Source organism: Formivibrio sp. oc-25 (genome assembly GCF_055810895.1).
Genome location: NZ_JBVVOL010000006.1, coordinates 128,023 through 146,095, shown reverse-complemented (window position 1 = coordinate 146,095; position 18,073 = coordinate 128,023). Strand labels below are relative to the sequence as shown.

The 18,073-nt window shown below is 61.0% G+C and carries 12 protein-coding genes; 9 read left to right on the top strand and 3 right to left on the bottom strand.

Annotated elements, in window-relative coordinates; genetic code table 11:
* Window positions 1–38 precede the first annotated feature (38 nt).
* The 3 genes from AC0KVQ_RS06050 (at window position 39) to AC0KVQ_RS06040 (ending at window position 7,429) form a co-directional block, all read left to right on the top strand.
* Window positions 39–1,778 (top strand): SulP family inorganic anion transporter, encoded by a 1,740-nt coding sequence (locus AC0KVQ_RS06050; RefSeq protein ID WP_473420246.1) that lies wholly within the window; start codon window positions 39–41, stop codon window positions 1,776–1,778.
* A 101-nt stretch (window positions 1,779–1,879) separates the two neighbouring features.
* Window positions 1,880–5,728 carry a DUF3683 domain-containing protein gene (locus AC0KVQ_RS06045; protein ID WP_473420245.1) on the top strand — a complete coding sequence of 1,283 codons (3,849 nt, stop codon included), beginning with the start codon at window positions 1,880–1,882 and terminating at the stop codon, window positions 5,726–5,728.
* 87 nt (window positions 5,729–5,815) lie between these two features.
* The gene (locus AC0KVQ_RS06040) at window positions 5,816–7,429 is read left to right on the top strand and encodes a hypothetical protein (protein WP_473420244.1); all 1,614 of its coding nucleotides are present in this window, start codon (window positions 5,816–5,818) and stop codon (window positions 7,427–7,429) included.
* Between the two features lie 21 nt (window positions 7,430–7,450).
* Here AC0KVQ_RS06040 and AC0KVQ_RS06035 read toward each other — a convergent pair whose 3' ends face one another.
* Window positions 7,451–8,422 carry a Gfo/Idh/MocA family protein gene (locus AC0KVQ_RS06035; protein ID WP_473420243.1) on the bottom strand — a complete coding sequence of 324 codons (972 nt, stop codon included), beginning with the start codon at window positions 8,420–8,422 and terminating at the stop codon, window positions 7,451–7,453.
* A gap of 46 nt (window positions 8,423–8,468) precedes the next feature.
* Window positions 8,469–9,287 (bottom strand): IclR family transcriptional regulator, encoded by an 819-nt coding sequence (locus tag AC0KVQ_RS06030; protein WP_473420242.1) that lies wholly within the window; start codon window positions 9,285–9,287, stop codon window positions 8,469–8,471.
* A gap of 348 nt (window positions 9,288–9,635) precedes the next feature.
* Here AC0KVQ_RS06030 and yiaK point away from each other — a divergent pair, with 348 nt between their 5' ends.
* The 6 genes from yiaK to AC0KVQ_RS06000 all read left to right on the top strand — a co-directional run bounded on the left by yiaK (window position 9,636) and on the right by AC0KVQ_RS06000 (window position 16,424).
* Window positions 9,636–10,634: a 3-dehydro-L-gulonate 2-dehydrogenase gene (yiaK, locus tag AC0KVQ_RS06025; RefSeq protein ID WP_473420241.1), complete on the top strand. Its 999-nt coding sequence runs from the start codon at window positions 9,636–9,638 to the stop codon at window positions 10,632–10,634.
* Window positions 10,635–10,657: 23 nt separating this feature from the next.
* The gene (locus AC0KVQ_RS06020) at window positions 10,658–12,208 is read left to right on the top strand and encodes a sugar ABC transporter ATP-binding protein (protein WP_473420240.1); all 1,551 of its coding nucleotides are present in this window, start codon (window positions 10,658–10,660) and stop codon (window positions 12,206–12,208) included.
* 26 nt (window positions 12,209–12,234) lie between these two features.
* A complete protein-coding gene (locus AC0KVQ_RS06015; RefSeq protein ID WP_473420239.1) occupies window positions 12,235–13,317 on the top strand; it encodes an ABC transporter permease in 1,083 nt (360 codons plus the stop codon).
* 12 nt (window positions 13,318–13,329) lie between these two features.
* A complete protein-coding gene (locus AC0KVQ_RS06010; protein WP_473420238.1) occupies window positions 13,330–14,436 on the top strand; it encodes an ABC transporter substrate-binding protein in 1,107 nt (368 codons plus the stop codon).
* Window positions 14,437–14,639: 203 nt separating this feature from the next.
* Complete coding sequence (locus AC0KVQ_RS06005; protein ID WP_473420237.1) at window positions 14,640–15,560, top strand: SMP-30/gluconolactonase/LRE family protein; 921 nt, start codon at window positions 14,640–14,642, stop codon at window positions 15,558–15,560.
* Window positions 15,561–15,650: 90 nt separating this feature from the next.
* A complete protein-coding gene (locus AC0KVQ_RS06000) occupies window positions 15,651–16,424 on the top strand; it encodes an SDR family NAD(P)-dependent oxidoreductase (RefSeq protein ID WP_473420236.1) in 774 nt (257 codons plus the stop codon).
* Here AC0KVQ_RS06000 and AC0KVQ_RS05995 read toward each other — a convergent pair whose 3' ends face one another.
* Window positions 16,425–18,059, bottom strand: coding sequence for an HD domain-containing phosphohydrolase (locus AC0KVQ_RS05995; protein WP_473420235.1), 1,635 nt, complete (start codon window positions 18,057–18,059; stop codon window positions 16,425–16,427).
* Window positions 18,060–18,073: the final 14 nt, after the last annotated feature.

Genomic DNA, 18,073 nt, shown 5'->3' with positions numbered 1-18,073 from the left:
CTACCCTTACTCATGTAAGCGTTAGCGGGAACTGATAGATGATTTCGATTCTGGAAGCCAAGCGTGCCGGCTTGTTCGGGCGAGGGACATGGATGCCCAACATCATCGCCGGGATCATTGTCGGCGTGGTGGCACTGCCGCTGGCCATGGCCTTTGCGATTGCTTCCGGCGTACGCCCTGAGCAGGGTCTGTATACGGCGATCATCGGCGGGCTGATGGTTTCCCTGCTCGGCGGCAGCCGGGTGCAGATCGCCGGACCAACCGGCGCCTTTATCGCGATCCTGGCCGGCGTAACCGCCAAATACGGCATCGACGGCCTGCAGGTCGCCGGCATCATGGCCGGCCTGATGCTGGTGGTGATGGGCATGACCAAGATGGGCGCGGTGATCAAGTTCATCCCCTCGCCCGTGATCGTCGGCTTTACCGCCGGCATCGGCGTAGTGATCTTCGTTGGCCAATGGAAAGATTTCTTTGGCCTGCCTGCGGTGGGCGGCGAACACTTCCACGAAAAGCTCTGGCACCTGATCGAAGTGCTGCCGCAATTGCATTTCACCACCACGGCACTGGCCATCTTCAGCCTGCTGCTGGTGCTGTTTTCCTCGCGCATCCGCGGCCTCAACCGCATTCCGGGCCCGCTGGTGGCCATGCTGGTGGCGACACTGCTGCAAGGCATTTTTCAGTTTGATGGCGTCGCCACCATCGGCACGGCATTTGGCGGCATCCCGCTGGGGCTGCCCGAGTTTTCGCTGCCGACGGTAACACCGGCCCGCATCATCGAGCTGATCGGCCCGGCCTTCACCATTGCCATGCTCGGCGCGATCGAATCGCTGCTGTCTGCGGTGGTGGCCGACGGGATGTCCGGCACCAAGCATGATTCGAACCAGGAACTGATCGGCCAGGGGCTGGCCAATATTGCCACGCCGCTGTTCGGTGGCTTTCCGGCCACCGGCGCCATCGCGCGCACCGCCACCAATATCCGCAACGGCGGCACCAACCCGCTCGCAGGCATTACGCACACGCTGACGCTGGTTGCCACGCTGCTGTTCCTGGCACCACTGGCTTCCAACATTCCGCTCGCCGCGCTGGCCGCAATTCTGTTCGTGGTGTCGTACAACATGAGCGAGGTGAAGCATTTCGCCGGCATGGTGCGCCGCGCGCCGCGCGCGGACGTGGCGATCCTGATCATCACCTTCCTGCTGACAGTTTTCGCCGATCTGGTTATTGCCGTGAATATCGGTGTGATCCTGGCCATCCTGCAATTCATGCGTCGCATGTCGACCAGCGTCGAAGTCCAGCAACTGAGCGCACACGATCTGAAGCTGGAACTGCAGAACCAGAACATGACCGACCTGCCCAAAGGCTTGCTGGTCTACGAGATCGACGGGCCATTCTTCTTTGGCGCCGTGGAAAACTTCGAGCGCGCGCTGCTGCAAACGCATACCGACCCACACGTGCTGATCATCCGCCTGCGCCGCGTTCCGTTTACCGACATCACCGGACTGCAATTGCTGGAAGAAGTGATCAAGAAGCTCAGAAAACGCGGTATCCGGGTCATGCTGTGCGAGGCCAACCATCGCGTGCATGCCAAGCTGTGGCGGGCAGGGATTCTCGATCTGCTGCCCGAATCCGATTACATGGATGAATTCGCGCCGCTGCTGGCACGCGCCGATGCCATCATCGCGAGCGAGCCGCATCCGAGCCACCGCCGGCTGAGCGAGTACGCGCAAAACCTGCTCAAAACCAGCCGGCACTTCTTCGGCAGCCGCGATACCGGATAAACGCCAGCCCAACAATTTGCATCTTGAATCTGTGCATTTTCGGCTAAGATTTGCGGTTCCCGACAAGATGCCGGGACAGTCGTCACTGGAGATAAATCAAAATGGCCGAACTCAACGCTACGCCGGAACGCCTGCGCGAGATTCCCTACAACTACACCTCGTTTTCCGATCGCGAAATTGTCATTCGGCTGCTGGGCCACGATGCCTGGGATACGCTCGATGCCCTGCGCCGAGAACGCCGCACCGGCCGCTCGGCCCGCATGCTGTTCGAGGTGCTGGGCGATATCTGGGTCGTGAAACGCAATCCCTATCTGCAAGACGACCAGCTCGAAAATCCGCAGCGCCTCAAATTGCTGATCGAGGCCATGCGCCATCGTCTGAGCGAAATTGAAAAACGCCGCCAGGACAACGAAAAAGTCGGCCAGTTGCTCGCCAGTGCCCGCCAGGCTGTGGATGCGTTCGAGCAGGAGTTCCGCGACATCGCCGAATTGCGCCGCAAGATCCTGCAGCGCATGGGCCCGCTCACCCGACGCGACAATATCTGTTTCGATGGCCTGGCGCGGGTTTCGCACGTGACGGACGCCACCGACTGGCGCGTGGAATACCCGTTTGTGGTGCTCAATCCGGATAGCGAAGCCGAAATGGCACCGCTGGTGGCCGCCTGCATCGAGCTCGGGCTCACCGTGATCCCGCGCGGCGGCGGTACCGGCTACACCGGTGGCGCAGTACCGCTGACGCCGATGTCGGCCGTGATCAATACCGAAAAACTCGACCGCCACAACGGCGTCGAGATGATGCGCATTCCCGGCGTAAACCATGAAGTCGCCACCATCCATTGCGGCGCCGGCGTAGTCACGCGGCGCGTGATGGAAGCCGCCGAGGATGCCGGACTGGTGTTCGCGGTCGACCCGACCTCGGCCGACGCCTCGTGCATCGGCGGTAACGTCGCCATGAATGCCGGCGGCAAGAAGGCCGTGCTGTGGGGTACCGCGCTCGACAACCTGGTTTCCTGGAAAATGGTCGATCCGGATGGCAACTGGCTGATCGTCGAGCGGCTCGACCACAACCTGGGCAAGATCCACGACGTGGAAAAAGCCACCTTCCGCATCAGCCGCTATCAGCCCGATGGCAAGACTCGCGTCGGAGAAGAAACGCTGGAAATTCCGGGCAGCGCGTTCCGCAAGGAAGGTCTGGGCAAGGATGTGACCGACAAATTCCTCGCTGGCCTGCCCGGCATCCAGAAGGAAGGCTGCGACGGGCTGATCACCTCGGCGCGCTTCGTGCTGCACCGCATGCCCGCGCATACCCGTACCGTCTGCCTGGAATTCTTCGGTACCGTGGCGCAAGCCACGCCGGCCATCGTCGAAATCACGCAACTGTTTGCCGGCCAGCCGCAAGCGGTGCTGGCCGGTCTGGAACACCTCGACTGGCGCTATGTGCGCGCGGTCGGCTATTCGACCAAGGCCAAGAACCGTGGCCGGCCAAAAATGGTGCTGATCGCCGATATCGCCTCCGACAACGAAATAGCCGTGGGCGAAGCCGCCTCGCAGGTGGTGCGCATCGCCAACGCACGCGGCGGCGAAGGCTTTATTGCCGTCACGCCGGAAACACGCAAGAAATTCTGGGCCGACCGCTCCAACACTGCCGCGATCGCGCGCCATACCAACGCGTTCAAGGTCAACGAGGACGTGGTCATCCCGCTGCCGAAACTGGGCGACTACTCCGATGCGATCGAACGCATCAACATCGAGCTGTCGATTGCCAACAAATTGCGCCTCTTGGATCGACTGGCTGCCTTTTTCACCGCTGGCCACCTGCCGGTAACTACGCCGGGTGAAAAGCCGGTACTGCTCGATGAACTGATCGGCGACCGGCGCGAAGCCGCGCTGGAACTGATTGCGAACACGCACGCACGCTGGCAGTGGCAACTGGACAACCTCGATGCGCGGCTCACCGATTACCTCGGCAATTTCCCGACCGCACCGCTGGAAAAAACCTGCACCGAACCACACAGTGTCTTTACCGCGCTGCGCGATTTCTTCCTGCGGATTTCCTGGAAACGCGAAGTGCTGGCCAATCTGCAGGATCTGTTCTCCGGCACTGCCGACGAGCCCATCCTGCGCGCCGTCGGCGAAATCCAGCGCAAGAACCTGAAAGGCCGCGTGTTCGTGGCACTGCACATGCATGCCGGCGACGGCAACGTGCATACCAACATCCCGGTCAACTCGGATGACTACGACATGCTGCAAACCGCGCACAAGGCGGTGGGCCGCATCATGGAAGTGGCGCGCAGCCTGGGCGGCGTGATCTCGGGCGAGCACGGCATCGGCATCACCAAGTATGAATTCCTGAGCCGCGAAGAGCTGGCCCCGTTTGAGGACTACAAGCGGCGCGTCGACCCCAACGGCCACTTCAACAAGGGCAAGCTGCTGCCGGGCTCGGACCTGACCAATGCCTATACGCCGTCGTTCAACCTGCTTGGATCGGAATCGCTGATCCTCGAAGCCTCCGACATCGGTGCGATTTCCGAATCGGTAAAGGATTGCCTGCGTTGCGGCAAGTGCAAGCCGGTGTGCTCGACGCATGTGCCACGCGCCAACCTGCTCTACAGCCCGCGCAACAAGATTCTCGCCACCGGTCTGCTGACCGAGGCCTTCCTCTATGAAGAGCAGACCCGGCGCGGCATTTCGCTCAAGCACTTCAGCGAGCTCGCCGACGTGGCTGATCACTGCACGGTCTGCCACCGCTGCGTGACGCCCTGCCCGGTCAAGATCGACTTTGGCGATGTCTCGGTGGCCATGCGCAACTTCCTCAGGAAGGAAGGCAAGAAGCCGTTCAATCCGGGCACTGCGCTGGGCATGGCTTTCCTGACAATCAAGGACCCGGCCACCATCAAGCTGCTGCGTGCCGGCATGATCGGGCTCGGCTACCGCGCCCAGCGCCTGGGTTATCACGTTGGTCGCCTGTTCGGACTGACCCGCTCGGTGGTCAAGCAACCGCCTGCCACGCTGGGGCGGCCTGACATCAAGGCGCAGGTCATCCACTTCATCAACAAACCCTTGCCCGCCAAGGTACCCACCAAGACTTCGCGCGCCTTGCTCGATCTGGATGACCCGAACATGGTACCGGTGATCCGCAACCCGCAGCAACAGGACGACCAGGATGCGGTGTTCTACTTTCCGGGCTGCGGCTCGGAGCGCCTGTTCAGCCAGGTCGGACTCGCCACGCAGGCCATGCTCTGGCACGCCGGCGCCACCACGGTGCTGCCGCCGGGTTATCTGTGCTGCGGCTACCCGCAGACTTCATCCGGCTTCGAGGACAAGGGCGAGAAGATCACCACGGAAAACCGCGTGCTGTTCCACCGCGTGGCCAATACGCTGAACTACCTCGATATCAAAACCGTGGTGGTTTCGTGCGGCACCTGCATGGATCAGCTGGTGAAATACCGCTTCGAGGACATCTTCCCCGGCTGCCGCCTGCTCGACATCCACGAATACCTGCTGGAAAAGGGCGTGAAGCTCGACGGCATCAGCGGCACGCGCTACATGTACCACGAGCCATGCCACACGCCGATGAAGCAGTACAAGGGCATCGACGTGGCCAACAAGCTGATGGGTGCGCCCGTGGCGCTCAACGACCGCTGCTGTGGCGAATCCGGCACCTTTGCCGTGGCCCGGCCGGACATCGCCACCCAGGTACGTTTCCGCAAGCAGGAAGAACTGCAACGCGGCGCCAACCGGCTGCGTGCCGAATCGGGCGAGAGCGCGCCGGTCAAGGTGCTGACTTCGTGTCCATCGTGCCTGCAAGGATTGACGCGCTACAACGATGATGTCGGCAGCGAGGCCGATTACATCGTGGTGGAAATGGCGCGCAACCTACTGGGCGAAAACTGGCTGGAGCAATATGTGCAGCAGGCCCGCAACGGCGGTATCGAGCGGATCCTGTTGTGATCGCCACCTGACGGATGTGGGCCACGCAAGCTGCGTGGCCCCGTTAAGAGCCTATAATTCTCTGTACCGGAACACCCACCACACGCCATGAGCCTCGATGCCATCCTTCCCTTGAATGCCGGAGGCAAACCGCCTGTCGCCGATGCGCGCGAGGCGAAGGAATGGCTGACCCTGCTACCGCTGATCAATGTGCAGCAATCGCGGCTCGAACTCGATGAACTGCTGGGCCAGCTCAATACGGCACGCATCGATGGCCGCGAGCTGCTCAAAAGCCTCGAACTGTTACGCGATGCGGTGCACACCACGCAGGAAAGACTGACCGCGTTCTACACCGGCAAACCCTTGCCCCTGTCGGCAGAGGAAACTGGTCATTGGCAAGCGGCGCAGGCACTGTGGGAAAAACTGGAAACCGCCTATGCCCGTTGCTGGCGGGATGCGCGCGAAGACGGCAGCCCGCTGGCCGAACTGCACGCCCTGCTTGCCGAGCGCACGCTGCGCTACGGCAGCTGTGTTGCCCGGGGCTATCTGCTGGTCTACCGCCCGGTTCCCACAGAAGTCTGGCAGCGCCTGTTTGGGCGTTACCGCCTGATCGAAGACGTCGGTCTTGCCCAGACTGCCGTGCGCGACAGCCTGATCGATATCCAGAATTCCAGCATGCCACAGGCCATGCTGATCCATGCGCTGCTGCTGGCAGCCAGTGGCACGCGGCAGCTGACCAGCCGGCAACTGCTCTGGCTTGATCGCCGCCTCGAAGTCCTGGCCACACGGACCTCGCTCTCCCGCCAGGCCACAGCATTACCCGGCAAAACCTGCCTGCAGATCGATCTGGCCACTCCGGCGCCGGCATTGCGCGCAAGCAAGCCACTCGAGGGCCCCGAGGTGCGTGAAATCGATACACTCGCACTCGCCCAGGTACTGACCAAGCGCATCAAGATGCTGCGCGAAGGTGAGTTGCCGCAAAAGCTGGGATTGGGGACAGAACTCTCGCCGCATGCGACCGAAGCGCTGCTGACAGATATCTACCGGCGCTGGTGCGAACTGCCAACCGAGGTTCCCGTTCCAGCCAATCCCGCAGCACGGCACATCCCGGTCGGACTGGAACTGGCCAATCTGCAACGCCTGATTGCCGATGGCCAGCTGGCACCACCGCCACAGGATGTCACGCAACTGGATCGACGCGCGCTGGAAGCATTGCAATTGTTCGGCCACACCAGCACCAGCACGCAGGTAGCTGAAACACCAGCCGGTGTTGCCGAGAACTGGCAGCTACTGCGCGAATCGGCACAGGAAATGCAGCTCGCGCGCCCCGTGCTCGCCAGCACCCGCGTCGGCCTGCAACATCTGGTCTGCATCGCGCCTGGTGGTCAATACCTGCTAGGGGTCACGCGCACACTGGAAGAAAGGGACGACCAGCTCGCCATCGGTCTGCGCCTGCTGCCGGGCATACCGCAAGCGGCAATGGGCCGCGCGCTGGATCTGGTTCGTGCCGGACAAGCCCGGTACAGCGAAATTCTGCTGCTGCCTGAAATGCCACAACTCAAGGCACAGCCCAGCCTGATCCTGCCCACAGGCTGGCACCGCCCCAGCCGCCTGCTCGAAATATGGGATGGCACCACGCTCACGCGGGTCCGTCTGGTTCAGGCTCTGGAGCGCGGCGCGAACTTCGAGCGCGTACTTTACGCACCCGCCGGTAGCGCCTGATCTGCCGCGACTCCAGTCTGGTCAGCGACCGTAAATCCGCAGAATAAATTCCGTCGTCTGCCGCGCCGATGCCGCATCCACCAGCGGCGCACGCCCTTCGCGCACGGCTGCCTCGAAATCACGCAGGATGTCTTCATGGCGCGAGGTGTCGCTCACCGCAGCACTGCTGGTACCTTCACCGCGATTGGTTTGCGTCGGGGTCGACGGATTGGGCACGCCTTCGATATCCCAGTAGCTGATCGCATCATCGAGGGTGACAAAGCTGCCCTTTTCGCAATGCACTTCCAGCCGCGCCGGAAAACCGGGCTTGGTCGCAGTGGAAGCCACGATGGTACCGATCATGCCATTGGCATATTTCAGCAAGGCCGCGCCATGGTCTTCCACCTCGATAGCGTGCATGAAAGTGCCGTAATGGCTGCTCACGTGCTCAGGCATGCCAAACAGCCACAGGTAGAAATCGATGTTGTGGCAAGCCTGCATCATGAACGGTCCACCGCCATCCACATCCCAACTGCCGCGATACGCGCCACTCTCGTAATAGGCCTGATCGCGCCAGAACTTGCAGGAAAGATCTGCCGCGTAGATGCGCCCGAAGGCACCGGCATCGACCAGCTGCTTGATCGCGAGGTTGTCCGGATTGGTGCGGCGCTGGTAGGCAGTGGCGAGCACCACGCCAGCCGATTCGCATGCCGCGATCATCCGGTCCATCGCATCCAGCGTGATATCGAGCGGCTTTTCGGTCAGCACATGCTTGCCCAGCCGCGCCGCTTCAATGGCTGGGTCAGCGTGCAAGCCGTTGGGCGTGGTGATGATCACGGCATCAAACGGGATCTCGATTTCAGCCAGTGAAGCCCTGCATTCGATCTCTGGCGCGGATTTGGGCCGCTTGCCGCTGCGCGACACGCAGCCAACAATCTCGCTGCCCGGAATCTTGCCGATGGCATTGATGTAGGTGTTGCTGATGTTGCCGGTACCGATCAAGACATAGCGCATTGTTGTTTCTCCTTATTTAAGAGCTTTCCTCAGAGAGCCTAATACCCTAGCCAGCCAGTTCCCGGGTAATCTGCTCCGCCGCCTGCCGAACCCGCTCAACCAGCTCGGTCTTTCGGGACTGGCTCAGCCCTGCCGTCGACACGGCCACCGATACTGCATATTCCACCTGCTGGCGGATATTGAAAATCGGCGCGGCAATACACCACATGCCCAGGCCATTCTCCTCTCGATCCAGCGCGTAACCTTGTTTTCGGATCTCGGCCAGTTCGTCGAGCATGACCTTTTCATCGGTAATCGTGCTCGGCGTCAGCGGCACGATGCTGTCCCTGTTTTGCTGCCAGTACCGGGCCACATTCGCCGGATGGTCGTAGGCCAGGAAAATCTTGCCCATACCCGAACAGTACATTGCCAAATGCTGACCGATATAGGCACGGGTGCGGATCATGCCAATCGTTGATTCCAGCTTGTAGATCAGGATCGCGTGATCGCCTTCGCGGAACGACAGGTTCACCGTTTCGCCGGTTTCGATATTCAGCGCTTCGAGATGATGCGCGGCCACGTGAATGATATTGAGCGAGGACAGCGCCTTTTCCCCAACCGCCACGCACTTGGTGGTCAGGCGATAGCTGCCCGGCGTCGGAGCGTTGGTCACGTATCCAGCACTCTGCAAGCCTTGCAACAGGCGGTGCGTGGTGCTTTTGTTCATGCCGCACAGCTCGACCAGTTTGGCCAGCGGGCAACCATTGGGGAAATTGCTCAGGGTTTCCATGACCTGCAGGCCGCGCAACAGGCTTTGCGTACCGAACGGCACCTCGGCCTTGCCCGGCGGGTCATTCATCAAGGAATCGTCTTCTTCTTTTCGCATCACTCTACCTGTGTGTTTCAGCTCCGCACGCCACGCACAAAGCCCAATCTGCCGGACTATTTTCCAGACCCTGGCAGTCCGGAAGGATAACCCTTTTTACCAAGGCTTCCACGCCCTGCGCCATGCCGGCGTTTTTTTCATGTCGGACGATTGACACGCACAAACTGGTGTCCTAGTATTTGTTAAAACACGCTTCCAACATATGGAACGATCATAGCAGAGGATGGAGAAGACCCCCAACACCCCGTCAAACTTGAATTGGCGGCGTGTCACGCCCCTGCTTTGCCCTCCATTCGCCGTGAACCGTGCCCCTGTTTTTGGACTGAAACCGGATTCGGAGATCATCAAATGCGTTTGGGTTATGAAGAGCTGAAGCAGGAGTTCAAGCGGGTATTGCTTGGCTGCGGCGTTATGGAGGCCAAGGCGGAAGCCTGCGCCAGCCTGTTTGCCGACACCACGGAAACCGGCGTGTATTCGCATGGCGTCAACCGTTTTCCGCGTTTTATCGAGCAGCTCAAGGCCGGCCATGTCCGGCCCGATGCCGAACCGCAATGCCTGCTCTCGCTCGGCGCGATCGAGCAATGGGATGCCAGACGCGCGATCGGCAACCTCACTGCGAAGCAGATGATGGACCGCGCGATGGCACTGGCCGACCAGCACGGCATTGGCCTTGTGGCACTGCGCAACGCCAATCACTGGATGCGCGGCGGTGGTTACGGTTACCAGGCCGCGGAAAAAGGCTATATCGGCATCTGCTGGACCAACTCGATCGCCGTGATGCCACCGTGGGGCGCCAAGGAATGTCGTATCGGCACCAACCCGCTGATCGTGGCCGTGCCGGGCGATCCGGTCACCATGGTCGACATGTCGATGTCGATGTTCTCCTACGGCATGCTCGAAGTGAACCGCCTGGCCGGACGCATGCTGCCGGTCGACGGCGGCTTCGACGACGCGGGCAATCTGACGCGCGATCCGGCGCCGATCGAGAAGAACCGCCGCATCCTGCCGATGGGCTACTGGAAGGGCTCGGGTCTTTCGATCGTGCTCGACATGATCGCGACGCTGCTCTCGGGCGGCCTGTCGGTTGCCGAGGTCACCGAGGAAATGGATGACGAATACAACATCTCACAGGTGTTCATCGCCATCGAGGTTGACCGCCTGATCGACGGCCCCAGCCGCGATGCCAAGCTTGAGCGCATCCGCGAATACGTGCAGAGCGCCGAGCGCGCCGACCCACAAACCCCCATCCGCATGCCCGGCCATGAATTCCCGCAATTGCTGGCAGAAAACCGTCAGAACGGTATTCCGGTCGATGAGCGGGTATGGGCGCGGATCAGAGCGCTTTGATCAATGATCACAAGGAATCGCAGATGAATTCGCATACCCCACACCAGGCGCTGCTGCGGCTGGATCGCATCGTCAAACGCTTCGGCAGCAATACCGTCGTCAACAATGTCAGCATCGACATCGAGCCCGGCAAGATTCTGGCGCTGCTCGGTGAAAACGGCGCCGGCAAATCCACGCTGATCAAGGTGCTGGCGGGCGTTTACAAGCGCGATGGCGGCCGCATCCTGTTTCATGGCCAGGAAATCAAATCCGCCGCCGCGCTGAAAAAACGCACCACGCAACCGATTGCCTTCATCCATCAGGATCTGGGCCTGGTCGAGTGGATGACGGTCGCGGAAAACATGGCGCTGGTCATGGGTTTTCCACGCCGCGTCGGCTTGATCAACTGGGATCTGGTACGGCGGCGCGCACATCGGGCACTGCAGGAAGTCGGCATTGATCTCGACCCGGATGCACGCGTTTTCGATCTTTCGCGCACCGAAAAATCGCTGCTGGCCATTGCCCGTGCTGTCGCAGTCGAAGCCGAAGTGCTGGTGCTTGATGAGCCCACCGCATCGCTGCCGGCCGACGACGTGCGCCATCTGTTCACGGTGCTCAAGCGGCTCAAGGAAAAGCGGGTCGGCATGATCTATGTCACCCACCGTCTGGATGAGGTGATCGAGATCGCCGACGATATCTGCGTAATGCGCGATGGCAACCAGGTCGCCGGCGGGCCGACCTCGGCCTACACCTTGCGCGATCTGGTCCGCGCCATCGTCGGCCAGGAAGCCGAACGCAATCTGCGCCGGCCGCAGGTTTCGCCCAACGCTGAAACGCTGCTCACGCTGGATGATGTGGTGATCGGCGAAACCGGCCCGGTGACATTCACCTTGCGCCGCGGTGAAATGCTTGCGCTGGCCGGCTTGCGCGGCGCGGGTCAGGAGGAAATCGGCCGCAGTCTGTTCGGGCTGCGCACGCTGGAAAAAGGGCGCATCACCCTGAACGGCAAACCGCTCAAGGCCAATTCGCCGCTCGAAGCCATCCGCGCCGGCATTTCCATGGTGGCGGGCGATCGCATCCACGAAAGCGTGGTGATGTCGATGTCGGTACGCGAGAACCTGTTCCTCAACCCATGCAATCTGGGACGCAAGCCGCTGTCGGCCTATGGCGCCGGCGATGAAATTCCGCTCGCGAACCAGAAGGTGAAGGAATTCGACGTTCGCCCGAAAAACGTCAATCTGGATATCAGTGCGCTATCCGGGGGCAACCAGCAGAAAGTGGTGATGGCACGCTGGCTCAACATGCACAGCCCGCTCCTGATTCTGGAAGACCCCACCGCCGGTGTCGACGTCGGCGCGCGCGCAGATATCTACCACATCCTCAACGCCGCGCTCGATCAGGGTATCGCCGTGCTGGTGGTCTCGACCGATTTCGAGGAAATCGCCCACATCTGCAGCCGCGCCCTGGTGTTCAACCGCGGTCAGGTCGTGGGGGAGTTGCGTGATGAAGACGTGAGCTTTGCCAATCTGCTGGCACTGGCATGCGGCAGCGATACAAACAACGATCAGCCGGCAGCCTCGCTGCAAACAGCATAACCAATACGAGTAGGGAGGAAATCAAAGTGTCTCAAACATCAGTAAAATCCACGGCACTGGAAGAGAACGTCAGTCTGGCCCGCGATGGTTGGCTGCCCTGGCTGAGCGAAACTGCATCGCGCTACAGCCTGCTGATCCTCAGCGTGGTGCTGGTCGTGGTGTTTTCAGCCACCACGCCCTCGTTTGCTTCCATGCTCACCTTGCAGGCCATTCTGGCCAGCAAATCCAAGATCGCGCTGTTGGCACTGGCGGCCACCATTCCGATGATCGTCGGCAAGATCGACCTGAATGTCGGTTTCGGTATCGTGCTCTGGCACATCCTGGCAATCACGCTGCAGATCAACCTCGGGCTTTCCTGGCCCATGGCAATCCTGGTGGTATTGGTGCTGGCTGCATTGTATGGCCTGCTCAACGGCATTCTGGTCGCGTTGGCCGATATCGACAGCTTTGTCGCCACACTCGGTTCGGGCACTTTCCTGTACGCCGTGGCGCTATGGCACTCGGGTGGCCGCCAGATCGTCGGCGACTTGCCGGAAGCCTTCACCGCGCTGCATCACAGCGATATCGGCGGCGTACCGATCGCGGCTTTCTATGTCATCGCTGCGGCCATCCTGCTCTGGCTGGTGACCGAACACACGCCAATCGGCCGCAACATGTACGCGATCGGCGGCAACCCGACCGCCGCGCACCTGAACGGCATCCCGGTCAAACGCTACGTGATCGGCAGCTACATCCTCTCCAGCGTACTGACCGGTGCCACCGGTGTACTGGTCTCGGCCGAACAGGGCGTGGGCCAGGCCAGCGTGGGCATGGATTTCCTGCTGCCCGCGCTGGTGGGGGCCTTCCTTGGCAGCACCACCATCCGTCCGGGGCGCGTCAACGTCTGGGGCACGATCGTGGGCATCTCGATTCTGGCGATCGGCATTGCCGGTATCCAGCAGTTCGGCGGCGCGTTCTGGGTGGAACCGATGTTCAACGGTGCCACGCTGTTGCTGTCGATCAGTTTTGCCGGCTACGCCCAACGGCGGCGCCTGCTTAACCAGAAAGCAGTCCAAAAGGTCACCGCCAAGAAAGTGATCGATCCGCAAGTTCAAACCAATCATGTTTAGGAGGCAGTCACTATGAAACGCATCACCGCATGTGCAGTTGCAGTTGCTGGCGCCCTGTTTACGCTGAGTCCGGCCGTTCACGCCGACGCCTTTCTGGATGAGGCCAAGGCCGTCGTCGCCAAGGCCGTCGCTCCGTCCAACAAATGGGATGGACCGACGACCGGGCCGAAGATCGCGCCGAACAAGACCATCGTCTACATCGCCTCCGATATGAAAAATGGCGGCGTGCAGGGCGTGAAGGAAGGCGTGGTGGAAGCCGCAAAGGCCGCTGGCTGGAAGCTCGACGTGCTCGACGGCGCGGGGTCGGTCAAGGATCAACTGGCTGCGCTGAACCAGGCCATCGCCAAGAAACCGGCCGGTATCGTCATCGGCGGCTGGAATCCGAACGTAGCCAAGATTCCGCTGAAGAAAGCCAACGAGCAGGGAATCGCGCTGGTGGGCTGGCATGCCGTGCCGCAACCGGGACCGGCGCCGGAATACAACCTGTTCTTCAACGTCGGCTCCGATGCGAATGAAGTCTCGAAAGTGGCTGCCATGTACGCCGTGGCCAAATCGGAAGGCAAGGCGCGCGTGCTGATCTTCACCGATTCGCTCTATCAGATCGCCCTGGAGAAAGCCAACGCGATGAAGGCCGTGATCGAGAAGTGCAGTGGCTGCAAGCTGGTGGAATTCATCGACACGCCGCTGGCCGATACCTCCAACCGCATGCCGCAGATGACCTTCAGCCTGCTGCAGAAGTACGGTGACGATTTCGAATACGCGCTCGGCATCAACGATCTGTATTTCGACTTTATGGGTTCATCGCTGAAAACCGCCGGCAAGAAGGGTGCGGCTGCACCGTACAACATCTCGGCTGGCGATGGCTCGATGTCCGCCTACCAGCGCATCCGCAACGGCGATCACCAGAGCGCTACCGTACCGGAACCGCTGCGCCTGCATGGCTGGCAGCTGGTCGATGAGTTGAACCGTGCCTTCGCCAAAGCCAAGCCTTCGGGCTATGTCACGCCGGTGCACCTGGTGACCAAGGACAATGTGGCCTTCGATGGCGGCGACAAGAACGTCTACGACCCGCAGAACGATTACCAGAACCAGTACAAGAAGATCTGGGGCGTGAAGTAAGAACCGGTCCATAGTCTTGCTGCGAGGCCCTGATCAGGGCTCATGTGCTGCTCAGAATCCTCATGTACTCCTTGTACATTCCGGTTCCTGCGCTGCTCTTCACCCTGCTGAGGGCCTCTCGCTACAGACTTTGAACAGGTTCAAATGAAGTTTACCTCGCTGCGATTGCGATCCTGCGGGGGTTTGCCGGAGCACTGCCTGAAATGACCTGCCAAGTTGAAACCTACCACCCGGAATTTTCCACGCTGCTGTACGACGACAGCGCCCTGACCTGCCTCGCCTCACCGGCGGTCTGGGCCGAAGGCCCGGTCTGGCTGCCACGGGAAGATGCCGTCGTGTTCAGCGACGTGAAGGCCAACCGCATGTATCGCTGGGATCGCAACGGCACGGTCGGCGTTTACCGTGAAGCCTCGAACTACAGCAACGGCAACACGCTCGACCGCCAGGGCCGGCTGATCAGCTGCGAGCACGGCCGGCGCGGCATCAGCCGCACCGACGCCGATGGCGTGGCGCGCATCCTGGTCGACCGCTTCGACGGCAAGCGGCTGAATTCGCCCAACGACGTGGTGGTGAAATCCGACGGCACGATCTGGTTCAGCGATCCGCCCTACGGCATTCTTGGCGATGCCGAGGGCTACAAGTCGGAAAGCCAGATCATCGGCTGTTACGTCTACCGCTTCGACCCGCAAAACAGCGAACTCAGGGCGGTCGCCACCGACATCCAGCGCCCGAACGGGCTGGCGTTTTCGCCGGACGAATCGCGCCTCTATGTGGCCGACATGTCGATCGTCGAATTCCCGACCCAGGGCCATCGCCATCTGGTGGCCTACGACGTGATCGACGGCTGCCGGCTGGCCAATCCGCAGGTCATCGCCCGGATCGAACCGGGTATTCCCGACGGGTTCCGCGTCGATCAACACGGGCGGATTTTCTGCAGTTGCGAGGACGGCATCCTGGTGTTGACCGCTGATGGGCAGAAGCTCGGCAAGATCAAGGTGCCCGAGCGCGTTTCCAACTGCACGTTCGGCGGCACGCAACAGGACGAGCTGTTCATTACCGCCACGCGTTCTCTCTATCACATTCGTCTGGCAACACAGGGTTGCCAGTATTCCCACCTGCTCTGACCCAGCATCAGCGGATCACTTGACCGGTGCCCATGGTACCGGCCGGGGCCCGCTCGCGCCCAGCGCCGGATTTTTGGAGGATTTTGCAGCATGAATTACACACTCGAAGACATGTACGGCCTGAAAGACAAAGTCTGCATCGTAACCGGCGCCGGCCGCGGTATCGGCCGCGAAGTGGCGGCGGGGCTCGCCAGCATCGGCGCGCACGCGGTGCTGGTCGATATTTCCCAGCCTCTGCTCGATGAGGCACTGCAGGAATTCACTGGGCGCGGCCTATCCGGTTTTGCCGTGGCGACCGATATCACCAACGAGGCCAGCGTCGACGCGATGACCGACGCCGTGGTACGGAAATATGGCCGCATCGACGGTCTGGTGAACTGCGCCGGCGTGACTTATCTGGAAGAACAGCAGGATTTCAACATCGACAAGTTCAAGTGGGTGATGGACATCAATCTTACCGGCACGATGATCTGCTGCAAGTCGGTGAGCAAATACATGCTGGAGAAAAAAGCTGGCCGCATCGTCAATATCTCGTCGGTACGCGGCTCGCAGGGCAAGGCCAAGTTCTCGGCCTACGCCGCCAGCAAAGGTGCGATCAATAACCTGACGCGCTCGATCGCCGTGGAATTCGCCCCGCACAATATCAACGTCAACGCCGTGGCGCCGATCTTCACGCTGACCGACATCAACAAGGACATCCTCGATCAGAAGGAAGCCTACAACTGGGTGATGGGTCGCCTGCCCAAGGGCCGCTTGTGCGAAAAACACCTGCTGGTCGGGCCGATCGCCTTCCTGCTGTCGCAATGCTCGGATTTCGTCACCGGCCAGATCCTGCATGTCGATGGCGGCTGGATGGCCGGCTGATCAAGCCTGATCGTTTCGGTCCGGCGATATCGCCGGATCGTCACCGTCCAGATCGTTGCGTGCCAGCGCCAGAAGTGTTTCGCTCTCCACCTCATCCAGCTGCTCGGCTGGCAGAAAACGCCGGGCATAATCGAGCCAGACCTTCTCGCGCACGAATACTTCAAACAGATCGCTGTCGATATGCTGTTCGCGCGCCATGCGCGCCAGGATCGTCAGCGCTTGCGACAATTTCATGCCGGGCTTGTAGGGCCTATCGCTGGCGGTAAGCGCTTCGAACACATCGGCCACCCCCATGATGCGCGCATAGACTGACATCTGTTCGCGGGTCAGGCCACGCGGATAACCCTTGCCGTCCATGCGTTCGTGGTGCCCGCCGGCGAATTCGGGCACGCACTTGAGATGCTTGGGCCAGGGCAGCGATTCCAACATCTGGATCGTGACTTCGATATGGTGATTGATGATCTTGCGCTCGGCGTCCGTCAGCGTGCCCTTGCGGATGCTCAGGTTTTCCGTTTCATCGGGCGTGAGCAATGTCCGCACTTGCCCCTGTGCATCGTGCCAGGATCGGGCGGACAGCGCCTCGATGCGCAGCACATCTTCATCCGGCAAGGTTTCGCCGCCGATGTTGACCCGGCGCAGGAAAGTGCGGTCATCCTCGATCTGCCGGCGTTGATCTTCCCACGCTGTCTGGCTGATCTGGCCGCGCAGGAAGGCGATTTCAGCATCGCGCAGCAGGATTTCCAGCCGCATTTCCACCAGCTCGATCCGATCGAAAAGGGTCTGCAGTTTGGTGGCCTTGTCGACCACATGCACCGGCGTGGTGACCTTGCCACAGTCGTGCAGCAAGCCGGCGATCTTGAGTTCGTAACGCTGCGCTTCGCTCATCACCAGGCTGGCAAACGGCCCCTCGCAGGTGCGATTGACCGCATCGGCCAGCATCAGCGTCAATTCCGGTACACGCTGACAATGGCCCCCGGTATACGGCGATTTGTCATCAATCGCCAGGTTGATCAAGCCGATGAAGGATTCGAACAGGGCTTCGAGCGACTGGATCAACTGGCGGTTGGTCAGAGCAACCGCAGCTTGCGAGGCCAGCGATTCGGTCACGTGTTGCTCGTCATCGGAAAACGCCACGACGTTTCCCTGCGCATCAAGCGCATTGAGCAGTTGCAGCACGCCGATGATTTCCTGCTCGTGGTTTTTCAGCGGCACAGTCAGGAACGAGCACGAACGATAGCCGGTGAGCTGATCGAATTTGCGCGTGCCGGAGAAATCATAACCATCGGTCGCATAGGCATCCTCGACCAGGATCGTGCGCGCTTCCAGCACGGCACATGCCACCACGTTGTTGCGGTTGGGGCTGCCATCGGGGTGATACAGCGGCACCGGCGGCAACGGGATAGGCGCGCCGGAAGTGCCGCCGAGCGAAACGCCAAGCGAATCGCACATCAGGATTTCGAAATGCAGCTGGCCATCGCGCAACAGGTACAAGGTGCCCGAATCCGCGCCCACCAGTGACTTGGCCGCCACCAGAATCAGCTGCATCAGTTCATTGATGTGTGTTTGCGCCGACAGGGCAATCCCGATGGCATTAAGCCGCTCGAGCCTTTCCTGCAGTTCGCTTGAAGTCAGCATGCCACGCTCCGCCA

What these genes read in the sequence shown, in the direction of transcription:
- AC0KVQ_RS06050 (WP_473420246.1), top strand. Translation starts at nt 39, where the DNA reads ATGATTTCGATTCTGGAAGCCAAGCGTGCCGGCTTGTTCGGGCGAGGG.
- AC0KVQ_RS06045 (WP_473420245.1), top strand. Translation starts at nt 1,880, where the DNA reads ATGGCCGAACTCAACGCTACGCCGGAACGCCTGCGCGAGATTCCCTAC.
- AC0KVQ_RS06040 (WP_473420244.1), top strand. Translation starts at nt 5,816, where the DNA reads ATGAGCCTCGATGCCATCCTTCCCTTGAATGCCGGAGGCAAACCGCCT.
- AC0KVQ_RS06035 (WP_473420243.1), bottom strand. Translation starts at nt 8,422, where the DNA reads ATGCGCTATGTCTTGATCGGTACCGGCAACATCAGCAACACCTACATC.
- AC0KVQ_RS06030 (WP_473420242.1), bottom strand. Translation starts at nt 9,287, where the DNA reads ATGCGAAAAGAAGAAGACGATTCCTTGATGAATGACCCGCCGGGCAAG.
- yiaK (WP_473420241.1), top strand. Translation starts at nt 9,636, where the DNA reads ATGCGTTTGGGTTATGAAGAGCTGAAGCAGGAGTTCAAGCGGGTATTG.
- AC0KVQ_RS06020 (WP_473420240.1), top strand. Translation starts at nt 10,658, where the DNA reads ATGAATTCGCATACCCCACACCAGGCGCTGCTGCGGCTGGATCGCATC.
- AC0KVQ_RS06010 (WP_473420238.1), top strand. Translation starts at nt 13,330, where the DNA reads ATGAAACGCATCACCGCATGTGCAGTTGCAGTTGCTGGCGCCCTGTTT.
- AC0KVQ_RS06005 (WP_473420237.1), top strand. Translation starts at nt 14,640, where the DNA reads ATGACCTGCCAAGTTGAAACCTACCACCCGGAATTTTCCACGCTGCTG.
- AC0KVQ_RS06000 (WP_473420236.1), top strand. Translation starts at nt 15,651, where the DNA reads ATGAATTACACACTCGAAGACATGTACGGCCTGAAAGACAAAGTCTGC.
- AC0KVQ_RS05995 (WP_473420235.1), bottom strand. Translation starts at nt 18,059, where the DNA reads ATGCTGACTTCAAGCGAACTGCAGGAAAGGCTCGAGCGGCTTAATGCC.